General features: G+C 44.4%; 24 protein-coding genes. 16 read left to right on the top strand and 8 right to left on the bottom strand.

Translation table 11 applies throughout. The annotated features are described in order from the left end of the window. Positions 1-23: 23 nt before the first annotated feature. Entirely contained in the window at positions 24-1,562 is a 1,539-nt protein-coding gene (gndA, locus tag L884_RS0114280) for an NADP-dependent phosphogluconate dehydrogenase (protein ID WP_028768131.1), read from the bottom strand. Between the two features lie 248 nt (positions 1,563-1,810). Then, entirely contained in the window at positions 1,811-3,715 is a 1,905-nt protein-coding gene (locus L884_RS0114275; protein ID WP_028768130.1) for a propionyl-CoA synthetase, read from the bottom strand. A gap of 372 nt (positions 3,716-4,087) precedes the next feature. On the opposite strand from L884_RS0114275, the gene L884_RS0114265 reads away from it, so the two are divergent. The 8 genes from L884_RS0114265 (at position 4,088) to L884_RS0114230 (ending at position 12,813) form a co-directional block, all read left to right on the top strand. After that, a complete protein-coding gene (locus L884_RS0114265; protein ID WP_028768129.1) occupies positions 4,088-4,483 on the top strand; it encodes a MerR family transcriptional regulator in 396 nt (131 codons plus the stop codon). 94 nt (positions 4,484-4,577) lie between these two features. Further along, on the top strand, positions 4,578-5,747 hold the full coding sequence (locus L884_RS0114260) for an isovaleryl-CoA dehydrogenase (RefSeq protein ID WP_028768128.1): 1,170 nt from the start codon (positions 4,578-4,580) through the stop codon (positions 5,745-5,747). Between the two features lie 84 nt (positions 5,748-5,831). Beyond that, entirely contained in the window at positions 5,832-7,439 is a 1,608-nt protein-coding gene (locus tag L884_RS0114255; protein WP_028768127.1) for a carboxyl transferase domain-containing protein, read from the top strand. A gap of 57 nt (positions 7,440-7,496) precedes the next feature. Beyond that, entirely contained in the window at positions 7,497-8,378 is an 882-nt protein-coding gene (locus L884_RS0114250; RefSeq protein WP_028768126.1) for an enoyl-CoA hydratase-related protein, read from the top strand. A 1-nt stretch (position 8,379) separates the two neighbouring features. Further along, complete coding sequence (locus L884_RS0114245; protein ID WP_028768125.1) at positions 8,380-10,473, top strand: acetyl-CoA carboxylase biotin carboxylase subunit; 2,094 nt, start codon at positions 8,380-8,382, stop codon at positions 10,471-10,473. Continuing rightward, positions 10,474-11,370, top strand: a complete 897-nt coding sequence (locus tag L884_RS0114240) for a hydroxymethylglutaryl-CoA lyase (RefSeq protein ID WP_028768124.1) — start codon at positions 10,474-10,476, stop codon at positions 11,368-11,370. A gap of 60 nt (positions 11,371-11,430) precedes the next feature. After that, positions 11,431-12,144, top strand: a complete 714-nt coding sequence (locus L884_RS0114235) for a CoA transferase subunit A (protein WP_028768123.1) — start codon at positions 11,431-11,433, stop codon at positions 12,142-12,144. A 12-nt stretch (positions 12,145-12,156) separates the two neighbouring features. Continuing rightward, entirely contained in the window at positions 12,157-12,813 is a 657-nt protein-coding gene (locus L884_RS0114230) for a 3-oxoacid CoA-transferase subunit B (RefSeq protein ID WP_028768122.1), read from the top strand. Positions 12,814-12,870: 57 nt separating this feature from the next. On the opposite strand, the gene L884_RS22140 is transcribed toward L884_RS0114230, so the two are convergent. Next, positions 12,871-13,278: a DUF4156 domain-containing protein gene (locus tag L884_RS22140; protein WP_051435643.1), complete on the bottom strand. Its 408-nt coding sequence runs from the start codon at positions 13,276-13,278 to the stop codon at positions 12,871-12,873. A 522-nt stretch (positions 13,279-13,800) separates the two neighbouring features. Here L884_RS22140 and L884_RS0114220 point away from each other — a divergent pair. The 6 genes from L884_RS0114220 to nrfA all read left to right on the top strand — a co-directional run bounded on the left by L884_RS0114220 (position 13,801) and on the right by nrfA (position 19,204). Then, positions 13,801-14,205 carry a type IV pilin protein gene (locus L884_RS0114220; RefSeq protein ID WP_028768121.1) on the top strand — a complete coding sequence of 135 codons (405 nt, stop codon included), beginning with the start codon at positions 13,801-13,803 and terminating at the stop codon, positions 14,203-14,205. A gap of 2 nt (positions 14,206-14,207) precedes the next feature. Continuing rightward, on the top strand, positions 14,208-14,690 hold the full coding sequence (locus L884_RS0114215) for a GspH/FimT family pseudopilin (protein ID WP_051435642.1): 483 nt from the start codon (positions 14,208-14,210) through the stop codon (positions 14,688-14,690). Beyond that, on the top strand, positions 14,687-15,127 hold the full coding sequence (locus tag L884_RS0114210) for a type IV pilus modification PilV family protein (RefSeq protein ID WP_037410985.1): 441 nt from the start codon (positions 14,687-14,689) through the stop codon (positions 15,125-15,127). Before L884_RS0114215 ends, L884_RS0114210 begins: the two co-directional genes overlap by 4 nt. Then, on the top strand, positions 15,117-15,647 hold the full coding sequence (locus L884_RS0114205) for a PilW family protein (RefSeq protein WP_028768118.1): 531 nt from the start codon (positions 15,117-15,119) through the stop codon (positions 15,645-15,647). Before L884_RS0114210 ends, L884_RS0114205 begins: the two co-directional genes overlap by 11 nt. 11 nt (positions 15,648-15,658) lie before the next feature. Then, on the top strand, positions 15,659-17,587 hold the full coding sequence (locus L884_RS0114200) for a DUF7305 domain-containing protein (protein WP_028768117.1): 1,929 nt from the start codon (positions 15,659-15,661) through the stop codon (positions 17,585-17,587). Positions 17,588-17,863: 276 nt separating this feature from the next. Next, positions 17,864-19,204, top strand: coding sequence for an ammonia-forming cytochrome c nitrite reductase (gene nrfA, locus L884_RS0114195; protein WP_245603151.1), 1,341 nt, complete (start codon positions 17,864-17,866; stop codon positions 19,202-19,204). A 90-nt stretch (positions 19,205-19,294) separates the two neighbouring features. On the opposite strand, the gene L884_RS0114190 is transcribed toward nrfA, so the two are convergent. Further along, positions 19,295-19,633 (bottom strand): DUF805 domain-containing protein, encoded by a 339-nt coding sequence (locus tag L884_RS0114190; protein WP_028768115.1) that lies wholly within the window; start codon positions 19,631-19,633, stop codon positions 19,295-19,297. A 240-nt stretch (positions 19,634-19,873) separates the two neighbouring features. On the opposite strand from L884_RS0114190, the gene L884_RS0114185 reads away from it, so the two are divergent. After that, complete coding sequence (locus L884_RS0114185; protein WP_028768114.1) at positions 19,874-20,311, top strand: hypothetical protein; 438 nt, start codon at positions 19,874-19,876, stop codon at positions 20,309-20,311. A 47-nt stretch (positions 20,312-20,358) separates the two neighbouring features. Here L884_RS0114185 and L884_RS0114180 read toward each other — a convergent pair whose 3' ends face one another. Next, positions 20,359-20,706: a RidA family protein gene (locus L884_RS0114180; RefSeq protein ID WP_028768113.1), complete on the bottom strand. Its 348-nt coding sequence runs from the start codon at positions 20,704-20,706 to the stop codon at positions 20,359-20,361. Positions 20,707-20,885: 179 nt separating this feature from the next. On the opposite strand from L884_RS0114180, the gene L884_RS0114175 reads away from it, so the two are divergent. Then, positions 20,886-21,371, top strand: coding sequence for a hypothetical protein (locus tag L884_RS0114175; RefSeq protein ID WP_028768112.1), 486 nt, complete (start codon positions 20,886-20,888; stop codon positions 21,369-21,371). Between the two features lie 64 nt (positions 21,372-21,435). Here the strand turns inward: L884_RS0114175 and L884_RS0114170 are convergent, their stop codons facing one another. From L884_RS0114170 to L884_RS0114160, 3 genes are all read right to left on the bottom strand, one after another. Beyond that, positions 21,436-22,161: a TorD/DmsD family molecular chaperone gene (locus tag L884_RS0114170; protein WP_028768111.1), complete on the bottom strand. Its 726-nt coding sequence runs from the start codon at positions 22,159-22,161 to the stop codon at positions 21,436-21,438. Between the two features lie 79 nt (positions 22,162-22,240). Continuing rightward, on the bottom strand, positions 22,241-22,906 hold the full coding sequence (locus tag L884_RS0114165) for a DMSO/selenate family reductase complex B subunit (protein WP_028768110.1): 666 nt from the start codon (positions 22,904-22,906) through the stop codon (positions 22,241-22,243). Between the two features lie 14 nt (positions 22,907-22,920). Continuing rightward, positions 22,921-25,443 (bottom strand): DMSO/selenate family reductase complex A subunit, encoded by a 2,523-nt coding sequence (locus tag L884_RS0114160; protein ID WP_028768109.1) that lies wholly within the window; start codon positions 25,441-25,443, stop codon positions 22,921-22,923. Positions 25,444-25,481: the final 38 nt, after the last annotated feature.

Below are 25,481 nucleotides of genomic sequence, written 5' to 3'. Positions count from 1 at the left end.
GTCGTATTTTTTGCTTATACCAATTACAGCTTATTTAGCTTGCGGTCACTGCTCCAGTTAAGGTGGTATTTTTCACCTGCTGGCTTATCGGTACGCTCAAACGTGTGAGCACCAAAGTAATCACGCTGGCCTTGCAATAAGTTAGCCGGTAAAACTGAACTGCGATAGCTATCATAATAAGCGAGCGCCGAGCTAATACAGGGGACAGGCACTCCACTCATCACTGCTTGTGAAACAGCAATGCGCCAATCATCCTGTTTAGCTGATAGTTGTTTAGCAAACACATCAGCCATTAATAGGTTTTCTAATTCACTATCTTGCTGATAAGCTTGAGTAATTGATTGCAAGAAGGTGGCGCGAATAATACAACCGGCTCGCCAGATCTTGGCAATCTCAGCAAAGTCTAACTGCCAACCCATCTCTTTTGCTTGCATCGCCATTAATTGGAAGCCTTGAGCGTAACAACTAACCTTGGCGCAATAAAGGGCATGTTCCAGTTGATCAATAAAAGCTTGCTTATCGAGTTCGCTACTCAGAGAAAGGCTTGGGCCAGCAAGCAACTTACTCAATTGTTGCCTTTGCGTTTTTTGAGTACTCACTGCCCTTGCATAAACCGCTTCAGCAATAGTTGGCGCTGGGCAACCTATTTGTAGGCTGCTTACGGCTGTCCATAGTCCAGTGCCTTTTTGACCCGCTTTATCTAAGATCATTTCGACCAAAGGTGCAGCTGTTAATGGATCTGCCTGTTTTAGTACATCGGCACTAATCTCCATTAAGTAACTATTTAAACTGCCTTTATTCCAACGTTCAAACACATCACCCACTTCGCTAGCACTAAGGCCTAAACCTTGGCTCAGCAGGTGATAAGCTTCACAGATGAGCTGCATGTCAGCATATTCAATCCCGTTATGCACCATTTTGACATAATGACCGGAACCTGCAGGTCCAATATAAGTGGTACAAGGCTCTCCTTCAGTAACCGGATTGCCTGGTTCAAATCGCTCAATAGGTAAACCAGTCTTTGTATCCACTTTCGCTGCAATTGCCTGCCAGATTGGTTCAATTCGACTCCAAGCCGTCAAGCTACCGCTTGGCATCAAAGAAGGCCCAAAACGGGCACCGACTTCACCACCTGACACTGCACAACTAAAGAAATGAAAGTCTTGATTGTAACTTAGCTCACGATCAACGGTATCAGTCCAAAGGCTATTTCCGGTATCGATAACGATATCGTCACTTTCGATTCCCGCTTCAATTAACGACTCGCACACACCATCGACGGGTGCACCAGCAGGTACTGAAAGCAACAAAATACGTGGTTTTTCTAAACTGGACAACAGTTCAGAAAGATTGTTACAGCCAAGTATTCGAGCTTGAGTAAGGTGTTTTAAGTATTGTTTCCGTTCGAGTTCTTCTTGTCGAACAGTCTCTTTTACTTTGAGTTCATCAAGATCAAACGCAGCAACCCTGTACTGGTTATCCGCTATATTAAGTGCAAGGTTTTTACCCATTACACCTAAACCTATAACACCGATATCATAAAGCTGATTTTGGTTATTCATATAGATTAATTCCGTAGGTCACAGAGAATTACCTATCAATTATTTTTTATACACAACAATAATTGCTGTTAAACATTGAGATGATAGGTCTAATTTTGTTAGTGATTATACAGAGTTTGGTAACTTAATTACCAGATAAAGACTTAGGAGTTAATAAATCGTTGCAATCTACTTTTCCTATTGGCAATAAAAAAGCTGAAAACTCTGTTTCAGCTTTAAAGCTAGGTTAATTATAGTAGAATCAACTACTAAACATGAGCATCAGCATAGCCCATACGGGTTAAGGTATTTCGAACAATATCTAGTGTCGCCGGATCTTCAATAGTCGCAGGTACATTGTAGTCTTGATTGTCAGCAATATTGCGCATCGTACCGCGCAAAATTTTACCGCTGCGAGTCTTGGGTAGCTTTTGTACTGCGCTAACCAGTCTGAAGGAAGCAACAGGGCCTATTTCTTGACGAACTAATGTCATCAATTGTTGATTAAGCTCGTCATCACTTAGGTTAATGCCTTTTTTAAGTACCACTAAACCTAAAGGGACTTGTCCCTTTAAATTGTCCTTCACACCTATGACTGCGGCCTCAGCAACGGCGTCATGCTGACACAGCACCTCCTCAAAGCGACCGGTAGATAATCGATGCCCAGCCACGTTTATGATATCGTCGATACGACTCATAATATAAAGATAGCCCTGTTCATCTTTATAGCCTGCATCTCCAGTTAAGTAGTAACCGGGATACATTGACAGATAACTATCTTGATAGCGCTGCTCATTTTGCCAAAGTGTGGTTAGTGTGCCAGGGGGCAAAGGCAGCTTTATAACTACGTTGCCAGTCTCATTTACTGCAACTTTCTCGCCTATAACATCGACTATATCAATCTGATAACCCGGTACTGCTAATGCAGGCGAACCGGCTTTTACCGCCACCGGAGCATAACCCATTAAATTAGCTGCAACAGGCCAACCAGTTTCGGTTTGCCACCAATGATCGATCACTGGCTTCTGCAATTGCTGCTCAGCCCAATGTAAGGTGTCGGGATCGCAACGTTCCCCTGCCAAAAATAGGTTTTCAAGACAAGTTAAATCAACCCCTTGCAGAAACAGCCCATCAGGATCATCGCGCTTGATAGCCCGAATAGCGGTTGGCGCAGTAAAAAAGCTTTTCACTTTATATTTGGCTATCGTCCGCCAAAATGCGCCCGGATCCGGTGTTCCCACAGGTTTACCTTCATACAGTACGCTTGTTGCACCCACTAATAACGGTCCATATACAATATAAGAGTGGCCCACAACCCAACCCACATCTGATGCCGCCCAAAAGCTATCACCTGCACTAATGTCATAAATGTGTTTCATTGACCAAGCGAGTGCTACTGCGTGCCCACCGTTATCACGCACAACGCCTTTTGGCTGCCCTGTCGTACCCGAGGTATATAAAATATAAAGTGGATCTGTGGACTCAACAGCAACGCAATCAATATCAGGAGCTGTCGCCACAGCTGTTTGCCAATCTATATCTCTGTTTGCTTGCAGCGTTGCCTCACACTGGCTCCTGTTTAATATGATGCAATGCTCTACTTGATGACTAGCTTGTAATAAAGCGGCATCAAGCAAAGGTTTATAAGGCACAACACCTGAAGGCTCAATACCACAGGAAGCTGACAACACTAATTTAGGTTTCGCATCATCAATACGAGTTGCCAGCTCATTAGCAGCAAAGCCCCCAAAAACCACAGAATGAATCGCGCCAATACGCGCACAAGCCAACATGGCAAAGGCTGTTTCCGGCACCATAGGCATGTAAATCACGACTCTATCGCCTTTTTTAACCCCTATGGAATCCATATATCCTGCCAGTCTGCTTACCTGAGCTAGCAGTTCACGATAGGTAATGCCGTACTCACAGTCAGTTATAGGGCTAACATATTGCAGTGCGACTTGCTCTCCCCGCCCCGCTGCAACATGCCTATCAACCGCGTTATAACAAGTATTAAGTTTGCCACCAGCAAACCAGCGATAAAACGGTGCTTGCCGATCATCGAGGATCGATTCCCATGTTGAGTGCCAGTCTATAGCGTCGGCAGCTTGTGCCCAAAATGTCTCTGGATGGTTAATAGATTGAGCATGCAATTGCAGATGTTTATTATTCACTATGAGGTCTCCCCTTGCTAAAACGCGGCGCTAATACGCTCTCTTCTTTAGCCAGCTTTAGTCTATTTTATAATCACCTGCATTATGTAGCTGTGGCCAATAAATCCCCATTAGACCTTAGAATAAGTAAGTATTTAGCGAGTAAACCGTAGATAAACATGACGCAAATCCAATGCAAAGCATTGTTTATAAATAACAAATAAAACCTAAAGCAAAAGCTTGAATACCGTCAGTCGCCACAAGCTCATGACTCTGGAAAGCGCAATTGACATTACTTAAGTTGAAAATACCGATAAGACCAGCCCACAAACTTTACCTTTACGTAAACTTCATATATCGTGCACTAAATGTAAATAATTATGGTGTTATTTGATGTCTGAGAGTCAGCTGCAACAAACGACATACTCAATCAGTGATTTATCAAAAGAGTTTGATATCACCACCCGAAGTATTCGTTTCTATGAAGATCAAGGTCTTCTTAAACCTAAACGCCGTGGTCAAACACGGATCTACAGCCTTAAAGATAAGGTCAGGCTCAAACTCATATTAAGGGGTAAACGTTTAGGTTTTTCATTAGCAGAGACTAGACGTTTATTCGAGCTTTACGATGCCGATAAAAACAGCAGCAGTCAACTGCACACCATGCTTGAGTTAGTTGAGGAGAAAAAAGTCTCACTACAACAGCAGATGGATGACATCAAAGTCGTCTTAATGGAACTTAACTCTGCCGAGCAGCAATGTCGCGAGGCGCTAAAAAATAACACTTAGCAAATATAAACAATCACTTAAGCTTAAAATAATCTAAGTATCACGGCAAAGATCAGTGGACTTAACAGCAAACAAATTGACAGGACACAAGCAAATGACCCAACTCTACACATCTCTAAACTTCGGCCTAGGTGAAGACGTCGATATGCTGCGTGACGCAGTACAGAGTTTTGCAGCGAATGAAATTGCCCCTATCGCCGCAAAAACAGATCTTGAGAACGCCTTCCCTAATGAGCTTTGGCCTGTGTTAGGTGACATGGGTCTACTAGGCGTGACGGTATCAGAAGAGTACGGCGGCGCCGACATGGGCTACCTAGCTCACGTTGTTGCAATGGAAGAGATCTCCCGTGCCTCTGCATCTATAGGCTTAAGTTATGGCGCGCACTCAAACCTTTGCGTTAATCAAATCAACCGTAACGGTAATAGTGAGCAGAAAGCTAAATACCTGCCAAAGCTGATCACAGGTGAACATATTGGCGCACTGGCTATGAGTGAGCCTAATGCGGGCTCAGATGTAGTTTCAATGAAACTGCATGCTCGTAAAGAGGGTGACAGATACATACTCAACGGCAACAAGATGTGGATCACCAACGGTCCTGATGCTGACACTTATGTGATTTACGCTAAAACCGATTTAGATAAAGGTGCTCACGGCATTACTGCATTTATTGTTGAGCGAGGTTTTAAAGGTTTTACCCAAGCGCAAAAGCTCGACAAGCTCGGGATGCGTGGTTCAAACACCTGTGAGCTAGTATTTGAGAACTGTGAAGTACCAGAAGAGAACATTCTTGGCGGCCTGAATAATGGCGTAAAAGTACTCATGAGTGGCCTAGACTACGAGCGCGTGGTGCTATCTGGCGGCCCACTTGGCATTATGACTGCCTGCATGGATATCGTGGTGCCATACATTCATGAGCGTGAGCAGTTTGGTAAATCAATTGGTCAATTCCAACTCGTTCAAGGCAAGCTTGCGGATATGTACACTGGCATGAACGCAGCCAAATCTTACATCTATAACGTAGCTAAGTCGTGCGATCGTGGTGAAACCACCCGTAAAGATGCCGCTGGGGCCATTCTTTATTCTGCAGAGCTTGCCACCAAAATGGCATTGGATGCGATTCAGCTTCTTGGCGGTAATGGTTATGTTAATGAATACGCTACAGGTCGACTACTGCGTGACGCCAAGCTGTACGAGATCGGTGCAGGAACTTCTGAAATTCGCCGTATGCTAATTGGCCGCGAACTGTTTAACGAATCTAAATAGCCTAACCCGCTCGACAAACAGACAAGCATCAAGGCGGCTCGCTTAACGCCGCCTCACTCAAACAGCTTCAAAAGGATTGAAATTGTGACGCAACTAAGCAGCCGTATAAATGCCCGTAGCGATGAATTCAAAGCCAAGTTTGATGACATGGCAAGCGTGGTTCAAGACTTAAAACTAAAACTCCATCAAATTGAACAAGGCGGCGGTGAAGTCGCTCGCAACCGTCACCTTTCTCGTGGCAAACTGCTGCCACGTCAGCGCGTAGAAAAACTGCTCGATCCAGGCTCTCCGTTTTTAGAGATCTCGCAATTTGCCGCCTATGAGCTTTATGACGATGTAGTACCAGCGGCAGGTGTCATTGCCGGAATTGGCCGAGTAAGCGGCGTTGAATGCATGATTATTGCAAACGATGCTACGGTAAAAGGTGGCACTTACTATCCCGTCACCGTTAAAAAACACCTGCGAGCCCAAGATATTGCCAGCCGCTGTCACTTACCTTGTATTTACCTTGTTGACTCCGGTGGCGCTAACCTGCCCCGCCAAGATGAAGTATTCCCAGATAGAGATCATTTCGGTCGTATCTTCTATAACCAAGCGCAGATGTCAGCCAAAGGTATTCCGCAAATTGCAGTAGTGATGGGGCTATGTACTGCGGGTGGTGCCTATGTACCAGCCATGGCAGATGAGTCGATAATCGTTAAAGAACAAGGCACCATCTTCTTAGCTGGTCCGCCGTTAGTAAAAGCGGCAACCGGTGAAGAAGTGAGTGCAGAAGAGCTGGGCGGCGCTGAAGTACACACCAAAATATCGGGTGTTGCTGACCATATGGCGCAAAACGATGAACACGCATTAGAACTTGCGCGCAAAGCGGTGACTCGCCTCAACCATCAAAAAGAAATTCGCGCCCAACTAAGCCCTGTAAAACCGCCAAAGTATGATATCAACGAGCTATACGGCATCGTCGGTACCGATCTTAAAAAGCCATTTGATGTCAAAGAGGTCATTGCTCGTCTAGTAGATGATTCAGACTTTGATGAATTTAAAGCTAACTATGGCAATACCTTGGTTTGTGGTTTCGCCCGTATTCACGGCTACCCAGTAGGGATTGTTGCTAACAACGGCATCTTGTTCTCTGAATCTGCACAAAAAGGCGCGCACTTTATTGAGCTATGTTGCCAACGCAAAATTCCACTCCTGTTCCTACAAAATATCACCGGCTTTATGGTGGGTAAAAAGTATGAGCACGAAGGCATAGCCAAACACGGTGCCAAGATGGTAACCGCGGTGTCTTGCGCCAATGTACCTAAATTTACCGTAATTATTGGCGGCAGTTATGGCGCAGGTAACTACGGTATGTGTGGTCGCGCCTTTGAACCAACCATGATGTGGATGTGGCCAAATGCCCGCATATCAGTAATGGGCGGTGAGCAAGCAGCAGGCGTATTAGCCACAGTAAAACGAGATGGTCTGGCTCGCAAAGGCGTTGACTGGCCTGACAGTGAAGAGCAAGAGTTCCGTAAACCCATTGTAGAGCAGTACGATAAAGAGGGTCACCCTTATCATGCCAGCGCTCGCTTATGGGACGACGGCATTATCGATCCAGCGCAGACCCGAGATGTAGTCGGTTTAGCCTTGTCTGCAGCGCTAAATGCGCCGATTGAAGACACTAAGTTTGGTGTGTTCCGTATGTAATCCACTCCTGGGATACATAGAAAACATCGACTTAGAAAACACAATGGACAGATTACAATGAATAACTCAGTCACAATGGATACCGCACTGCTCAGTCAGCAATTACAGTATGTAAGTTGTGAGCTCGATGGCGGCGTAGCACAGATGGTGCTCAACCGAGCCGACAAGCATAACGCGTTCGATGAAGTGATGATTAGCGAAATGATCACTGTGCTGGAGCATTTTGCACTTAGCCCTGAGTGCCGAGTATTAGTGCTAAAAGCCAATGGCAAAAACTTCAGCGCTGGCGCCGATCTTAACTGGATGCGCAAGCAAGCCAAAATGGATTTCTCGCAAAACCTTAACGATGCCAATGAACTAGCTAAGCTCATGTCGGTATTGGATAAATTTCCAAAACCCACTATCACCTTAGTCCAAGGTGCAGCCTTTGGTGGTGCACTTGGCCTTATTTGCTGCAGCGATATTGCTATTGCTAATGAGCGCGCCAGCTTTTGTTTAAGCGAGGTGAAACTTGGGTTGATCCCTGCTGTGATTAGCCCTTATGTCACCCGCGCTATGGGCCAACGTGCAGCGCGGCGTTACATGATGACAGCCGAGCGTTTTGACGCACAAAAAGCACTCGAGCTACAAGTTATCCATGAGATAAATGACGATTTAGACGCTGCTGCCGAGCCAATAATTAACGCACTACTGAGCAATAGCCCACAGGGAATGGCGTGGGTTAAATCACTACTTTCCACTTTAGAAGATGGCGTCATAGATCAAAGCACGTTAGAGCACACCAGTGAGCGCATCGCCCGCATCCGTGTTTCTGATGAAGGCCAAGAAGGCCTAAATGCGTTTTTTGAAAAACGCGCGCCACAATGGCCAACTACTACAGACTTTCACGCGGCAACGAACAACAATGACCACAACGCCAGCGGGCAAGGAGCCAAATAATATGTTCACTAAATTGCTAATTGCTAACCGCGGCGAAATCGCTTGTCGGATCATCAGCACAGCCAAAGCCATGGGGGTGCGCACAGTCGCACTGTATTCTGATGCAGATATCAATGCTCGCCATGTTGCCATGGCCGATGAAGCCTTTTATCTTGGGGGCAGCGCACCTGCTGACTCATACCTAAAAGGCGATCTTATTATCGACATCGCCAAAAAATCTGGCGCCCAAGCAGTGCACCCAGGTTACGGCTTTTTATCAGAAAATGCCGAGTTTGCACTTAAGTGTGAACAAGCCAATATTACTTTTGTCGGCCCAAGTGCTGCAGCAATTGACTCGATGGGCAGTAAAAGTGCTGCCAAGGAGATTATGGGCGCAGCCAATGTGCCGTTAGTCCCCGGCTATCACGGTGATGCCCAAGACGATGACTTACTGGTTTCTGAAGCCAATAAAATGGGCTTTCCTTTATTGATTAAAGCCGCCTTTGGCGGTGGTGGTAAAGGTATGCGCATCGTTGAAAATAGCAGTGAAGTACTCGATGCAATTCACTCTGCAAGACGTGAAGCCATTAGCTCTTTTGGTAACGACAAACTTTTGATGGAGCGTTATCTCAGACAGCCTCGCCACGTCGAAGTACAAGTATTTGCCGACAGCCATGGCAATTGTATTTACTTGTCTGATCGCGACTGCTCGATTCAGCGCCGCCATCAAAAAGTAGTAGAGGAAGCGCCAGCTCCGGGTCTAAGTGACGCCTTGAGAGTAAAAATGGGACAAGCGGCAGTTGCCGCAGCTAAAGCGATTAATTATGAAGGTGCTGGTACGGTTGAGTTTTTATTAGATACCGATGACAGCTTCTATTTCATGGAGATGAATACCCGTTTGCAAGTAGAGCACCCAGTAACTGAACTGGTAACGGGCCAAGATCTGGTTAAATGGCAGCTTATGGTTGCCAGTGGTAGTAAATTGCCGCTTAAACAAGATGAAGTAAAAATCACTGGTCATGCTTTTGAAGCCCGCATTTACGCAGAAGATCCACAAAATGATTTTTTACCCGCCAGTGGCAAGCTCGAGTTTTTACGTGAACCGACACAAAGCCAATTTGTACGTATCGACTCAGGTGTGCGTGAAAATGATGTGATCAGTAACTTTTATGATCCGATGATCTCTAAACTTATCACTTGGGATGAATCACGCCCGCGCGCATTGCAGCGTTTAGTGCACGCATTAGATGATTACCAAATCAGTGGCCTGAAACACAATATTGAGTTCTTAGCCAATATTGCCAAGCATACAGCTTTTAATGATGCAAACTTTAGCACTGACTTTATCGAGCGCTATGGCGACGAGTTATTAACCCAGTCAGCCGTTAGCCCCGAGCAACAAAAAATCGCCCTTAGCTTGGCAGCACTTTATCAACTTTGTGTTCGCAAACAACAGGCAAAAGTTGCCGCACAAGCAAGCCGTGATCCCTACTCGCCATGGAGTAACAACAGCGGCTTTAGACTTAACAGCGCCAGCCAACATCAAGTGGCTCTATTAGATGACAATCATCAGATTAATCATCTTGATTTAATCGAATCTCAAATCGCAGGCCAGTCGCAATATCAGTTACAGCTTGATGATGAACTCATCACCCTTTCAGGTGAATTGGTGGCTGAGACGCTGCATGCAGAGATCAGCTTACAACCCCTTAATTCAGAACAAACCGAAATGGGTAAATCTAACGGTCATAAAGTCAGCCTACCTGTTAGCCAAGTCGGAGATGACTTTACCCTGTTTATTGATTCCAGCAGCTACCACTATCGAGCACTCGAGTCAGAAATCGTTGAAGAGCAAGATAACCTCGAGGATAAACTCAAAGCGCCTATGAATGGCACAATTGTGACCCAACTTGTTGCTGTCGGCGATAACGTCAAAGCAGGCCAAGGCATTATGGTGATGGAAGCCATGAAAATGGAGTACACAATAGAATCGCCCTTTGATGGCGTAGTCAGTGCATTTTTCTTCAAACCTGGTGAACTTGTTAGTGACGGCGAGCTTTTAGCCGAAGTAGAGGCGACTGAAGTTGAACTGGCTAAAACTGAGGAAACTGCATAAATGGCTGCTTATCCCAACAAGGTCAGCATCTTTGAAGTGGGCGCCCGTGATGGTCTACAAAACGAAAAGCCGGTGACCACTCAAGATAAAATCATACTCATTGAAGATTTGGCTGCAGCGGGTTTAACGCGCATTGAAGCAGCCAGTTTTGTCTCACCTAAATGGGTACCGCAAATGGCGGACTCTGCTGAGGTACTCGCAGGGATCACACGTCATGAAGGGGTCACTTATAGTGCTCTGACGCCAAATTTAAAAGGCTTGGAACTTGCGCTTGACGCTAATAGCGATGAAGTTGCCATTTTTGGTGCGGCCTCAGAGAGCTTTAGTCAAAAGAATATCAATTGCTCGATTGCTGAATCGATTGAGCGCTTTGCTCCAGTAATGGAGCTGGCTAAAGCCAAAAATGTACCTGTTCGTGGTTATGTATCCTGCACTTTAGGCTGCCCCTATGAAGGTGAAATAGCCGTCAGTGAAGTCGCTCGGGTGTCTGAATTACTTTACAAAATGGGCTGTTATGAGATTTCACTTGGCGACACCATAGGCGTTGGCACACCACACAAAGCCCGTAAAATGGTTGAAGCTGTAGCAGAGGTCGTGCCAATTGATAAGCTCGCGCTACATTTTCACGACACTTATGGACAAGCACTGGCTAACATTCTGGCATGTTTAGACACTGGCGTGAGCGTAATTGACTCATCGGTTGCAGGTCTTGGAGGCTGCCCTTACGCTAAAGGCGCATCGGGTAATTTAGCCACAGAAGACTTAGTTTATATGTTGCATGGATTGGGCATAGAAACAGGCATAGATTTAAATAAACTCGCCATCGCTGGCAATAAGATCAGCCAAGCCCTTGGCCGCGGATCAGGTTCGAAAGTTGCTAAAGCATTAAGCGAGTAGAGAGCAAGAAAATCCTAGGACCTAGGACCTAGCATTTGGCAGAATCAGGAGATAACAATAATGGCAGGACTCAATAAAGTTGTCGCAAGCTATGACGAGGCGCTTGCAGGCCTAACAAACGATATGACGGTCATGGTTGGCGGTTTTGGATTATGCGGTATACCGGAAGGCTTAATCGCGCAAATGGTTAAAACCGGAGTCACCGGACTGACCGCTATCTCAAACAATGCCGGTGTCGATGACTTTGGATTAGGCTTGCTATTAAAGAGCCGTCAAATCGATACCATGATAGCTTCATACGTTGGTGAGAACGCCACCTTTGAACAACAGATGTTATCGGGTGAGTTAAACGTTATCTTGACCCCACAAGGTACCTTAGCTGAAAAAATTCGTGCCGGTGGTGCAGGCATTCCGGCATTCTTTACCGCAACGGGTTACGGCACTCCCGTAGCGGAAGGTAAAGAAACTCGTGAAATTGATGGCCGTCATTATGTATTAGAGCCAGCACTAACAGCAGACTTCGCATTAGTACGTGCGTGGAAAGCCGATACCATGGGTAACTTAGTGTTTCGAAAAACCGCAGCCAACTTCAATCCAATGATGGCAACAGCGGGTAAAGTTACCGTGGTTGAAGCTGAGCATATTGTTGAGCCCGGTGAGCTTGACCCTGACCATATCCACACCCCAGGCATTTATGTTGATCGAGTGATTCAAGGTAAGTTTGAAAAACGTATCGAGCAACGCACCGTAAAATCAACCACAGACAAAGCGTAAGGAGGCTACACCATGGCATTATCAAGAGAGCAACTCGCTCAACGTGTAGCCCAAGAGCTGCAAGATGGTTTTTATGTCAACCTAGGTATTGGGATCCCTACATTGGTGGCTAACTATATCCCTGAAGGTATGCAGGTAATGCTGCAATCGGAGAATGGTTTATTAGGTATGGGCGAATTCCCGACTGAAGAAACCATTGATGCAGATCTTATCAACGCAGGTAAGCAAACCGTAACCGCAGTAGATGGCGCATCGTTTTTCTCATCAGCAGAGAGCTTTGCTATGATCCGTGGCGGCCATGTAGATTTAACGGTTTTAGGCGCATTTGAGGTTGATGAGCAAGGATCGATTGCATCTTGGATGATCCCAGGAAAACTGATCAAAGGCATGGGCGGCGCCATGGACTTAGTGGCTGGCGCTGACAATATTATCGTGACTATGATGCATGCCGATAAAAAAGGTAACTCTAAGCTGCTACCTAAGTGCGAACTGCCACTAACCGGATTTGGTTGCATCAAACGCGTATTAACCGATTTAGCCTTTATGGAAATTAAAGACGGCGCGTTCCATTTATTAGAACGGGCTCCCGGTGTATCTGTTGAAGAGATTGTTGAGAAAACAGCAGGAAAACTAGTTGTACCAGAACATGTGCCTGAAATGACGTTCTAGTTAATATAGAGATATCGGAATCAAAAACGCAGCCAATTGGCTGCGTTTTTATATAGCCTATTTTGCAGCAGTCGGTTGTGCAGTGCTAACAGAGTCCGCCGTTGCACCTGTAGTAGACTCTATTTCAGTTACTGCAGCGTCACAATCATAAGCGTTAGCTATCATAGTTACCGAACCAGTAAAACCAAGCGGCTTATATAGATAAATCGTATCCGCGTTCAATTTGGCCGCTTTAATTCGCATCTCATTAAGTGTACCCCACACCATATCTTTATCGGCATGCAGCCAATAGTCATAGAAATGCCCTTGGGAACCGATCACAGTCCCCTTATGCTCACAGCCAACAAGCGCGTCAGTATCGTCCCAAAGTACTTTTACCGTGTTAGATTCATCTGTTGGAAAAGTGATACAGCCAGAAAGGTTTGCGCACAATAGTGCCAAAGCAGCCGGTTTTACAAGTTTCATTATTTGCAGTCAAAAATTAAAGGGAGGCGATAATATAGACTTTTTGAGTTAAAGGAAATGCCAGTTTGCAAGTTTCATCTAACCTAATAGCAACTGCTAAGTGAATCCTTTAATTTTACATGGCAGAAAATTAGCCTACTGCCTTTCTGTTACATAGCTACACATATAACGTTATAAACTATCTTATATAAATAAAAGCAGCATTTGTTAGCAACAAATATAAACCAAGCTTAAAATTTTAAGGTTACGCTAAGTCAACTAGGGTACGAAAGTAAATTAAACCATATAAAATACTGTTTTATAAGGCCTGAAGCATAAAACCCTTTTGATTACCCACCGAGTATAACGCAATCATTGCAGCCTAAAAAACAATCATAAATATCGATTTCACACTACTAATGATGATCCTAAACCATATATTGTATCGTATTTATATTACGAGCCTGTTTTTTGTTTACATTTTGTTTACACAAAGATAGTCTTTTACTGCTGACACAATGGACTGGTTAGACTAAGGGTTATATGAAAGTTTACTCGCAAGGATTTACCTTAATTGAACTGATGGTGGTTATTGCCATTATTGGGATTTTATACGCCATAGCCCTGCCTGCTTACACGCAATATGTGCAAGAGGCTCGCCGTGCTGATGCACAACAATTCCTATTACAACAAGTCTCTATTTTAGAAAGGCAATTTACTCGGCTTGGCGGATACCCTGATAGTTTCACTCCAGATGCAAGTGACTACTACCGTTTTGAATATAGCCCTTCAAATGCAGCAATCGCAACGCCGAGTAAACTTAATGACTCTAGCATATTCGTCCTTATCGCCAGTCCTATTAATGCACAAGCTAATGACAAGTGTGGCAGCTTGAGCATAGATCACACTGGTGACACTACGGCGTTACAACCAGAGTGCTGGAGATAGCAATGAGGCTATTTGTCAAACAACCACGGTACGTATCGATCAGGATTCAAGGACTCACCTTGGTAGAGATGATTGTGGTATTAGCAATTATCGGAATTTTAGCCCTTGTTGCTCTGCCGTCTTTCTCCTCACAAATCAAAAACGATCGCATCATCACTAATGCCAATCAGCTACAAAGTATTGTTAAATTTGCCCGCAGTGAAGCCGCCAAACGCGATCAACAAGTCGATCTCGTCGTCGCTGGTTCAAAGTGGTTAGTCAAAATAGATAAAGATACAGCTCAAGAGCAAACCCTAGCGCAGTTTTCTGCAACCCACCCATCAATTAGTGTTAATAATCTGCAAGATATGGTGATTTCAAATACTGGCGCAATGGCTGCTGCTAACTTAATCATCACAGATAACGATTACCAAACTGATGATAGATACCTATGTATATTTATCAGTGGTCAAACGCTATTAACCAAGTCGATGAACTGCCAATGAAACAGACGCGCTCGCCTCATAGAGGCTTTTCATTAATTGAAGTAATGATTGCAATGTTCGTCTCTTGTGTCGCCCTACTCTCTTTAGCTGCTGGACAACTAAAGTCTCTACAGTACGCCAGCAATAGCTTTCAATATACCGTTGCCTTGATCCAAGCAAACAATGCAGTAGAAAGAATTTGGGCTGATGCTTGCGATTTACAACTGGGAGCTAAGACATTTGATCAAGCCTATATTGACAATGTACTCGCACCCGATGTCAGTGGTTACTCTATGACTTTAATAGGTACAGCAGCTAACGCCTTTAATAATAATTTTACTATCAATGTTAGCTGGGTTGATGAAAGAGTAAACAATGAAAACCCTGCTATAAACGATAATCAGATCAATATAAATGCCGCATTTCCTCAGTTGCCGAGTAGCTGCAATGCGCCTTAATGATTCATCACAGACAGGCTTTACTATCATCGAGTTACTTATCGGCATGCTGATTAGTACCACGTTGATCTTGGGGGTATCTATGGCATACACCTCAATAAATACTGTCATATTAAGCAGTAAAAATATTGAGAATGCGCAAGAAGTATTGCGCTTTAGCGCGCAAACCTTCACCCGCAGTCTCAAACAAACAAGCTTAGTCACTATTAACTCGCCTACTGAGTTACATGTTAGCCAAGCGGCTAATACCATTGCTTGCGATGGCTCTCGCCCTATCGTCGCTTATGTCGAGAAATATAGCCTTAATGGCATTCATCTCGTTTGCGATATTGGTGCCAACCCACAAACCATTCTAACTGGCATTGAAGACATTCTATTTTCCCGAGCCGGTGATTTGGTCTCGATAACAATCACTCCCAAAGCTCAGCTAGGAGAACCTGCGGGGATCGGCGCAGCAGCACCAATGCAGATTGATATCGCCCTTACAGGCATTATTTTAACAAAAGCCACCGGAGGTTAGTTTTGCAAGGAATGCACACTCGAAGCCTAAAGGGATCTCAACAAGGTTTTACACTAGTCACTGTGCTCATCATGAGTATGATGGCTGGCGTGTTAGTTCTTAACTCGTTAAAAGATAACGCAGCACAAGAGCGATTAAGCGGTAACTTTCAAAAGAAAATGAATGCGCGTCTAGTGGCTGAAAAAGGCGTATTCGACACCTATAACTATCTCAATGGCCAACTAGCTGCAAACCCTAATCAAAGTTTAGAGCAGCTAATTGCGGCGATGCAAACCAGTGGCTCTGCAACTGGCATTTCAAATATGTCCTATAAACTCACTGCCAATATTACAACCGGTTCAAACCGACTATCACTGCAAAGCGACGGGTTTCGTTTTGATGGTGAAACAAAATTAAAAGCAAACTTTGAACTAGTCAGTGCATCATCACAGTCATCATCCGCATTTGGTGGCGGTATTATTGGTTGTGATGGTGTCACCATAAGCGGTAGCGGTAAAATTGACAGCTATGATTCTAGCCAAGGCGATTATGCGACCACGCTGCCTAGTGGCAATAAAAATATCAATACTGACGTCACTGTGAGAACCCTAAATGACAATGACAAAATAATTCTCTCGGGCACGGGTAACATTGACGGCAACCTAATTGCTATCGGTAGTGTCGAGTTTAATAGCTCAGCCCACATTGCGGGTAATGTTTTCAGTAACGGTGCTATTGATATGTTTAACAATAGTACCATCGGTGGCAATGCGACTGCTTATAGTTATTTCAACCAACAAAACGGCTCAGTAGCGGGCAATATCCACACCAATAGATACGTTAACCTAAGGCAAACCCAAGTCGATGGCAACATCACCACTGGCGGATATGTATATGCATTAGGCAACACTATTGGTGGCGACATTTTAGCTGCAGGTAATATCGATCTTCGCCAAGTCAATGTTAACGGCGTCGCGCAAACTTACGCTAATTACGCGCAATATGAAGGTAGTGTTTTTGGCGTAAGGGCTAAGCAAGGTGTCACTCTATCAAGCACTTATTCACAGATCCGCAATAATAATTTAGTTTACGCAGGCAACGGTGACTTTGCCAAAGAGTGGTCTGGAGCTCCCGACTCTGCATACCTAAATCCGCCTTATAAAGTACAAGCACCAGAGCCAACATTGCAGCAAGTCGAGTTAGTTGAGAAACTGCCAGTCGATGATGGCGTGCTTGACCCGAATGATCCCAACGACATAACCTGCGATCCGCTGGATATTGAAAATGCCGTGTTAACCCTTGATGCTTTCGCTGATAACGCTCAAGATCTAGACGTGAGAGACATAGGTTCTGCCGCTACTGTTTATACCCTAAGCAATACCGAAGCGGACTACAACTATTGGCCAAGTGCTTCAAGCAAGCCTGCTGCAATACCTGCTACCAATGCCCGTTTTTTAGGTAAAACTCAGTCCATCCTTATGTATGACAACGTCAATATTAAAGGAAATATTGCGGTCAAAGCCGGCCATAATGCCGTGATGTACGTTAAAGGTAACTTTTCCTTATCTGGAGCTAGCACTTTAACCATCCCCGATGACTCCAGCTTAACTTTAATTGTAAAAGGCGCACTCATTATTGGCTCAGGTTCAACAATAAACACCCCAGCGAAAGGCCTAACTAAAAATGGCATACCTGTATTTTCAATATTCAGTTCTTACAGCGGTACGGGAGTTGATATTTTAGGTGGTGTTGAGCAAATTTACGCGGCAATTTACGCTCCGTTATCAGATGTCCATATCGCCTCTGCCGTAGATTTTAAAGGCTCGGTGTTGGGGAAAAAAGTCAAAGTATCTGGTGCTGGCGGCATCCATTATGACGAAGCTCTTGGTTTAGCTAAGGTAGGCAATGTATCGACGAACTCACCAGCGAGTTTAGTATTTAAAGGCTGGCAATCTTATTAATCACTCCCTCTTCATCTAACTCAGTTACACCTAAAAAGTCGCTAAAAATAGCAAGATTAAACCTATCGATAATAGGGTGAAGCTTTATGCAATGTCGGTGTTTAACTAACGCCCTAAACTAAAAGTAAATTAATTGTAAAAAATACTCGCCAATTACTTTTGACAACATAGCAACAGCGACTACATTTTACATATAACTAAACCCTTATATAAAAGGATTAAACTAAAATGAACGCACTAAAAGCCCCCTTAGTGATTGGTGTTTGCCTAGGTTTGATGAGCCTAAGCGTCACAGCAAAAACTAACCCTGCAGACAGCTCACAATATGAAAAACGCTTTCCAAAGCAATATCAAAGTTGGCAAAAAACAGCTGAGAGTAAAGAGATCACCGATGCATTAGCCGAGGATCCTAACTTAGTCATTTTGTGGGCGGGTTACGGTTTTGCCAAAGACTACAATGCACCACGTGGTCACCAATATGTGATTACCGATCTAAGGAACACCTTACGTACTGGCGCACCTATGAAAGCAGATGAAGGGCCGATGCCGATGGCTTGTTGGAGCTGTAAGAGCCCCGATGTCCCTAGAGTGATTGAAGAGCAAGGTGAAGCTGAATACTTTAAGGGGAAATGGGCTAAAGGCGGCCCGGAGATCGTCCATGTATTAGGTTGTGCAGATTGTCATAAACCGGGTACACCAAAGCTCCGAATTGCAAGACCATTTGCCGAAAGAGCCTTCGCAACCTTGGGAACGCCTTTTGACAAAGCCGACAAAACAGAAAAACAAAACATGGTTTGTGGTCAGTGTCATGTTGAATACTATTTTGAAAAAAACGAAGAACACCCAAACTGGGTTAAGTTCCCATGGGATGGCGGGACTTCTGTAGAAGCGATGGAAGCCTACTACGACAAGCTTAAGTTTAAAGACTGGACCCATCAGCTATCAAAAGCGCCAATGCTGAAAGCACAGCATCCAGGTTATGAAACCACAGCGAAAGGGTTACACGGCGACATGGGCGTTTCCTGTACCGATTGTCACATGCCACGTGTGACGAATGCTGAGGGCAAAGAGTACACAGATCATAATGTCGGCAGCCCATTTGATAAGTTTGAATTTACTTGCGGTAATTGCCACGACCAGAGCAAAGAGCAACTGCAAGCACTAGTTAAAGCCAATAAAGACAAGGTTAACAGCTTAAAGCTGCAAGCTGAAGAAGAGCTAGTTAAAGCCCACTTTGAAGCTGCTGCAGCATGGAAAGCTGGAGCTAACGAAGAGAAGATGGCTGCAGCTCTAACCGATATTCGTCATGCTCAATGGCGTTGGGACTTCGCTATTGCCTCTCACGGTATTGCAGCTCATGCACCGGAAGAAGGTATTCGCATTCTTAAGACCTCACTTGAGAAATCAGCAGAGGCACGCAAAAAGCTAAGTGAAATTCTGAATTCGCAAGGTGTCGTGTCTGCCGTCGCAATCCCAGATATCTCAACCAAAGAGAAAGCACAAGCGGTATTGGGCATGGATATGGACAAGATGCGTGCCGACAAAGCTATCTTTATCGAAAAAGTGGTACCAAAATGGGAAGCAGAATACAAAGCCAATAACGGTGCTAACGAATAGCCTAGGCTAGCAATTATTTGCTTTAATACGCCAACAACAAAAAACCGGGGATGACCCCGGTTTTTTTATGTTAACACTTAAATAAAGCGGTTAAGCGGGTACACCCTCTTTAGGGTTTGCACCGTAATTGTTTGCGCTGTGGCTATCTTGGGCCCAGAACACAATAAGCACGATAAAGCCAATAAGCGGAATGAGTAGCAACAACTGCCACCAACCTGAACGGCCAGTGTCATGAAGTCGACGCGCACCAATACTCAAGTTTGGTACGATTAGCGCTAAGCTTAACAGCATTGAAATGGTTTCTAAACCTAGAAGTGTTAAAACTAATTGAATACCGAAACAAATTAGCATAAACATCCAAAATTCAGTTCGACGCGCACGCCCACTAAATTCAGCATATTTTTTAAGTGGTCCGATGAAATATTCCATATCATGATTTCCTTATGATGTATAAAACGGCCTTAAAGTATCACCCTAGCCCTAGGTGAGCAATAGCCACGACTAATATAAAAGTTGTATACAATAAAATTAACAGATACATGCAGTTAGGCCGTTTCCCACTTAAACAGATCAGACCAGTGGCAAGCCGATTTAAATCAGCAATAAACACAGAGAAACCTGCAGCTGTTGGCTAAACTGAAACTATACAAAGCTAAACAGGGGTAATAATTGAAAATAGCAATTTCTGGCGAGCGAACTGTTTCGGTATTTCAAATAACGGCGGTATTTAGCATGCTATTTGCCCTTATAGGCTTTAGTTACAACGTCTGGCGCATGGAAATCACCGAGTACAATAACAATGTCCGCGCAGCGAGTTTTGAGCTGTTACTGCAACTATCAGAACTCGAATCGATTGTGTTTGCTGCCCATTATGATAACGATAGCGTTTTAGGCAATCCACGCAAAGGCTGGGTGAAGGTTAATTTGATTGCCGATTTGAGCATGATAACTGAGCCTGAGCTCAATGTCGCAGCAGAGAAGCTAAAACAAAGCTGGCAAATAAATTGGCAGCAACTACCTGATGATGAAAGCAGTGCCCAAGCCATTATTATCAAGATAGATGAAACCCGAGCACAAGTACGGCAGCTGCTTAAGCAACTAGATTAAACGGCTGACCAAGCTTGTGTGATCAACCGTAAAACTGATATGCAGTCTTACTTAACCGCTGCAACAAAAGCAATCTCTACTAGATAAGCAGGATCGGCAAGCTCGACTTTCAAACATGCACGGCTCGGTGCACAACCTTCAGGTAACCAAGCTTGCCACGCTTTATTAAATACGCCCACGTTAGCAAAGTCTGTTACGTAAATAGTTACTGATAATAAACGTGACTTATCGCTGCCCACACTAGCAAGCGTGGCCTCAGCTTGGGCAAATAATTGCTCAGTTTGGCTAAGCATATTACCTTCAGGATCTGCGGCAATCTCAACAAAATGCACCATGTTGTTAAATACTGTTGCATCTGACCAATTTGCACACGGATTAATACGTTGGATATCCATTTTTAACGCCTTGTAAATAATCTTAATTCAGCGCTAGATTCTAGCAGAAACCGATTTAAACAAGCGCGTTTTTAGACGCTCATCTGACAATATTGCCGCGCAGCGCACATAAGTTCATTAGCGCTTGCTGTTACAATGCTAGTTTATTGTTATCTTCGTTCACTGAGACATGAAACGTTATGACCTTAAGACGATCCATAGGCCAGCAATGGAGTAAGTCTATTCTTGCCCACCGCCTCGCATTAACTTTAAAAAACTCCGATAAAGTTCAGCAGCTTTTTGGTGGCGCAACATCATTACCAACGGTGACTAACACGATCTCGGCATTAGTCTTCGTCGAAGGCGAACCTGTATGGTTACCGCCAATGGAAGCTGAAGAGCAAACCCCACTGCCTAATGAGCTTGCCCTGCACTGCTTATTTGCCGCTAGCCGCTTGTTGTTTGTCAAAGAGATTGAGCAAGGGGAGTTAGGTCAGTCTGAGCATCTAGTATTGGCTATTGCTTATCAATGGAGCCAATCACTGATTAAGAACAATGTTGAACAAATAACCCTTAGCGAAAACGCCCAGCAGCTTTGCCAGTTGTTACAGACAATCAATACCCAACTAGAAAAAGTACGCAGCGAAAAACGCCAATCGAGCCGCAATATGGGGAGCTATCGATAGCCAATGAGTGACATAAAAAAGCCCGCAATTGCGGGCTTTTTTATATTTCAGAGCAAGTCATCAATTAGCGAAATAAACGCTTATCAATAGCAAGCACTTGAAAGTCTTGTTGCAATTGCAACAAGAAGTCTGAAGTTAATAGCGCTAGACCGCGATAAAAATCGCTGTTGGCATGCTCTACCGCTAATTCACAACAGCGTGTTGCCCATGGTAATAAATGTTGTTGCAATAACACTTGCACAAAGCGGATTAACGCTTGGTTATCTACTTCTGTCTGTAAGCGACCAAAGCTTTGATCTAATACCGCAAAAAATAAGCCGATATGGTCAATAGGCTGCTTATAATCCAGTTGCAATTCAACACCATGAGCGCGATAAAAATCCATCAGTTCAACTGTGGTTCTATCGTTGATCAACTGCTCTTCACACAGATAAACTGAGCCTTGCGGCACAGCTGTCGGTTCACCTGGTCCAAAGAAAAGTTGGCCGTAATCTAGCTTCAAGGTAATTAATGCTTTCTCTGCCTGTGCAGTGTCAGCCTCGTTTGGCCATTGCTGTAAAAAACCTTGCAGCAATTTACGTCCAGTACTATTTTCTGTGCGTTGATTAAATTCAGGCCAACTGCCTGCTACATCGCACTCTTTTAGTCCTTTGATAAAATCGGCTTCAGGATAACGAATAAGGCTATGATGCAATATTCGCGCAAGCCCTTGATACTCAACAAAGTCAATATTGTTTATAGACGATTGAGTCAGCGCTGATGGTGTTAACGGCTGCGTGTTTGAAGACATAGTTTACCTTAAAAGCTAAGCGGGCCATTCAGCCCGCTGATATGTTACATAAAGACGTTTGTTATCCAAGCAACTGACATTAAACTTCAGTTGGGTTTAGGATATCGCCGCCTTGTCCACCATTCACGTTCGCCTTAATGATTAGGTTTGGTGAAGTGATTGACTCTGGTGGTAATGGTGCAATGTGACCATCGCCGTTACCGTATTTAGCGCGTAGGTTATCCATAGTGTCAAAGTCTAGAGCACGAAGTGGGCAAGACTCAACACATACAGGTTTACGGCCTTCAGCGATACGCTCAAAACAACCATCACACTTAGTCATTACTTTACGTTCACGGTCGATTTGTGGTGCATCGTATGGACATGCACGAGCACAGCTTTCACAACCGATACATAGGTCTTGTGCTACGTGTACTAGACCATCTTCACGACGTTTATGCATAGCACCTGTTGGACAAGCTTTAACACATACTGGCTCTGAACAGTGGTTACAACCAATTGACATGTAGTAAGCAAATACACTTTGCTCGAAACAGCCATTTTGGCCTTCAGTCCATTGTCCACCACCATATTCATACACACGGCGCCAAGTTACGCCATTTAGTGCAGGAACACCATTTTGCTCTGGGTTGGTGTTATTACGGATCTCGTTACCTTGACGGTCTTTACAAGATACATGACATGCTTTACAGCCAGTACACTTAGTGCTGTCTACGTAAAAACCGTATTGAGTTGCTTCAGTCATAATTAACTACTCTCTTAAATCTTTTTAATGGCAACACGAATAGTGTGCTGTGGGTTACCTTTAGCGACAGGGCTTGGCTGGTAGCGTGTTAACGAGTTAATCGCGCCGCCTTCATCAATAATGTGACCAGTGCTGCCACGCTTGTTACCTGGGTTGTACCAAGCACCTTGACCTAGTGCGAATACACCTGGCGCTACACGTGGTGTGATACGTACTGTCACTTCAACAGAGCCGCGTTCGTTGTACATTTCAATCTTGTCACCAGAACTTAAGCCGTGCTTAGCACCATCCATTGGGTTAACCCATACTGCGTCTTCTACCGCTTCACGTAACCATGGCACGTTGTGGTAGCTAGAGTGAGTACGACCCTTAGTGTGGTAACCCGCTAACTGAATTGGGTAATCTTGTTTAGCGTCTTCATCTTCATAACCATCCCAAGTCACTGTGTACTGTGGAATCGCGGTAATAGTGTCACCTTTTACGCCAGTTGGGTTTTGAGCACTATTCTCTTGATCCCAGTTAGCTGCACGCCATGCTAACTCAGCAGAGTAGATCTCAATCTTGCCACTTGGTGTAGACAGTGGTTTACCATCTTTAACGAAGCTTTGTAGTGAAACGTGGTTATCGTTCATGTTCTTACGGAAGAAACCAATTTTTTGCGCTTCTTTGTAAGTTGCTGGGAACGCTGGAGACACGTTGATGTTGTTGCTATTCGCTTTAGTGCTTTGGTAAAGCTCTTCTAGCCACTCTTCTTCGTTTTTGCCATCTCTAAATGCTGCGCCAACGCCCATCTTATCGGCGATCATTGCAGCGGCTTCGTACATAGACTTACAATCCCACATAGACTCCACAGATGAAGACATAGCAGTTAAGTAACCTAATGAACCAGAAGCGTATGAATCGTTAACTAAGTCGTTTGATTCTAACCAGCTGGTGTCTGGAAGAATGATGTCTGCAAATTTAGCGCCCGGCGTCATCCAGCAATCACAAGATACGATGAATAGATCTTCCGCATTACGGAAGATATCTGCAGTCTTGTTAATTTCAGCATGCTGGTTCAATAGTGAGCTGTCTGATGCTGACAAAATGAACTTAATGTTAGCGCCAAGCGGCGTGTCTAAACCGTCAGTACCACGAACACCGTGACTACGTGCAGTCATAGTTTCACCGTGGTTAATCGCTTCAGACCAAGTAAAGAATGAGATGCTTTCTTTAACTTCGTTTTTGCCTGTTGGGATACCAGCGCGTGACATGCTGCTCATTGACGGTAGTTCACCGTTTGAAGCACCACGAGTACCAAGCTTACCGGTTAGCACTGACAGCATGTAAAGTGCACGCATGCTTTGCTCACCGTTTGCTTGACGGTTAACACCTGCACCAACAACTATGTATGGCGCTTTAGCAGTCATTAACTTGCCAGCGATGTAACGGATTTTCTCTGCAGAGATACCACAGATTTTTTCAGCCCATTCTGGTGTTTTAGCGTCAGTGTAAATACCTTTACCTAAAATGTAGTCTTGGTAGTTTTCATCTGAGTTCATTACCTTAGCGTATTCTTGCTTAGTCGCATCATCGCTAGCAGCAAAAATGGCTTTTTGATCTTCAATAGACTGCTTGTTGAAACCAACTGAGTGCTCAAGAACAAACGGTAGTGATTGGCTATCGAAGTTTGCGTGGTTGATCATCTCATGAGCTACCGCTTCAGCAAACGCTGCATCAGTACCTGGACGAATTGGTAACCAGCTTGATTCTTTACCTAACATAGAGTCAGTGTAACGTGGGTCAATCATAACTACTTCAAGGCCGTTATTTCTTTGTAGCGCTTGTAGGTAGTCGTAACCTTCACCAGAACCTGATTGACGAATTTCGCTTGGGTTGTAAGCAACACCTAAGAAGAAATCACTGTCTTCGATAGTAATCGTTGATGAACCAGCAGTACTGCCAGTACCGAAAGTGTGCTTCGCCGCTTCCATCTGCTGCGCCCAAGAGTAGTTACCGTAAGCGTTTAGGCAGCCACCATTTAGGTTAAATAGACGGTTGAAACATGCATTTGATGCAAAGCCATAGTAAGCGCCTGAGCCGTAGCTACGGAATACTGATTTAGCACCATTTTCTTGTGCGTAAACAGCTGAAAGCTTTTCAGCAATAATGCTAGTCGCTTCGTCCCAGCTAATTGGTACGAATTCAGCTTTACCACGCTCACCAACACGCTTCATTGGTGTTTTTAAACGGTCTACTGCGTAGTTTCTTTGACGCAGTGAACGGCCACGAGCACAAGCACGAACTTGGTGTAGACCATAATTATCTTCTACTTCGTGATCAGTTTCTACACGGGTCACGATACCGTCTTTAGTGAAGACTTTAATTGGACAGTTAGAACCACAGTTAACTAGGCAAGATGACCAGTTCACCACTTCGTCTGTAACAGGCGGCTGTGGTGGAATAACATTGGCATCATCAGAGCTAGAATTACAGCCGGTAACTGTTGCGGCGCAGCCCAGCGCGGCACTCATTTTTAAGAAACTTCTGCGTTCCATAATTTTGTTTTCCTCAAACTTATTAGTGACTGAGTCGA

The sequence above is a fragment of the Shewanella fidelis ATCC BAA-318 genome (assembly GCF_000518605.1).
GTDB classification, from domain to species: domain Bacteria; phylum Pseudomonadota; class Gammaproteobacteria; order Enterobacterales; family Shewanellaceae; genus Shewanella; species Shewanella fidelis.
Note: the sequence above shows the minus strand (reverse complement) of the source record. Positions and strands in the feature narration are given on the sequence as shown.

Coding starts and splice junctions, on each gene's coding strand:
- gndA (WP_028768131.1), bottom strand. CDS start 1,562: ATGAATAACCAAAATCAGCTTTATGATATCGGTGTTATAGGTTTAGGT.
- L884_RS0114265 (WP_028768129.1), top strand. CDS start 4,088: ATGTCTGAGAGTCAGCTGCAACAAACGACATACTCAATCAGTGATTTA.
- L884_RS0114260 (WP_028768128.1), top strand. CDS start 4,578: ATGACCCAACTCTACACATCTCTAAACTTCGGCCTAGGTGAAGACGTC.
- L884_RS0114250 (WP_028768126.1), top strand. CDS start 7,497: ATGAATAACTCAGTCACAATGGATACCGCACTGCTCAGTCAGCAATTA.
- L884_RS0114245 (WP_028768125.1), top strand. CDS start 8,380: ATGTTCACTAAATTGCTAATTGCTAACCGCGGCGAAATCGCTTGTCGG.
- L884_RS0114240 (WP_028768124.1), top strand. CDS start 10,474: ATGGCTGCTTATCCCAACAAGGTCAGCATCTTTGAAGTGGGCGCCCGT.
- L884_RS0114235 (WP_028768123.1), top strand. CDS start 11,431: ATGGCAGGACTCAATAAAGTTGTCGCAAGCTATGACGAGGCGCTTGCA.
- L884_RS0114230 (WP_028768122.1), top strand. CDS start 12,157: ATGGCATTATCAAGAGAGCAACTCGCTCAACGTGTAGCCCAAGAGCTG.
- L884_RS22140 (WP_051435643.1), bottom strand. CDS start 13,278: ATGAAACTTGTAAAACCGGCTGCTTTGGCACTATTGTGCGCAAACCTT.
- L884_RS0114220 (WP_028768121.1), top strand. CDS start 13,801: ATGAAAGTTTACTCGCAAGGATTTACCTTAATTGAACTGATGGTGGTT.
- L884_RS0114215 (WP_051435642.1), top strand. CDS start 14,208: ATGAGGCTATTTGTCAAACAACCACGGTACGTATCGATCAGGATTCAA.
- L884_RS0114210 (WP_037410985.1), top strand. CDS start 14,687: ATGAAACAGACGCGCTCGCCTCATAGAGGCTTTTCATTAATTGAAGTA.
- L884_RS0114205 (WP_028768118.1), top strand. CDS start 15,117: ATGCGCCTTAATGATTCATCACAGACAGGCTTTACTATCATCGAGTTA.
- L884_RS0114200 (WP_028768117.1), top strand. CDS start 15,659: ATGCACACTCGAAGCCTAAAGGGATCTCAACAAGGTTTTACACTAGTC.
- nrfA (WP_245603151.1), top strand. CDS start 17,864: ATGAGCCTAAGCGTCACAGCAAAAACTAACCCTGCAGACAGCTCACAA.
- L884_RS0114190 (WP_028768115.1), bottom strand. CDS start 19,633: ATGGAATATTTCATCGGACCACTTAAAAAATATGCTGAATTTAGTGGG.
- L884_RS0114180 (WP_028768113.1), bottom strand. CDS start 20,706: ATGGATATCCAACGTATTAATCCGTGTGCAAATTGGTCAGATGCAACA.
- L884_RS0114175 (WP_028768112.1), top strand. CDS start 20,886: ATGACCTTAAGACGATCCATAGGCCAGCAATGGAGTAAGTCTATTCTT.
- L884_RS0114170 (WP_028768111.1), bottom strand. CDS start 22,161: ATGTCTTCAAACACGCAGCCGTTAACACCATCAGCGCTGACTCAATCG.
- L884_RS0114165 (WP_028768110.1), bottom strand. CDS start 22,906: ATGACTGAAGCAACTCAATACGGTTTTTACGTAGACAGCACTAAGTGT.
- L884_RS0114160 (WP_028768109.1), bottom strand. CDS start 25,443: ATGGAACGCAGAAGTTTCTTAAAAATGAGTGCCGCGCTGGGCTGCGCC.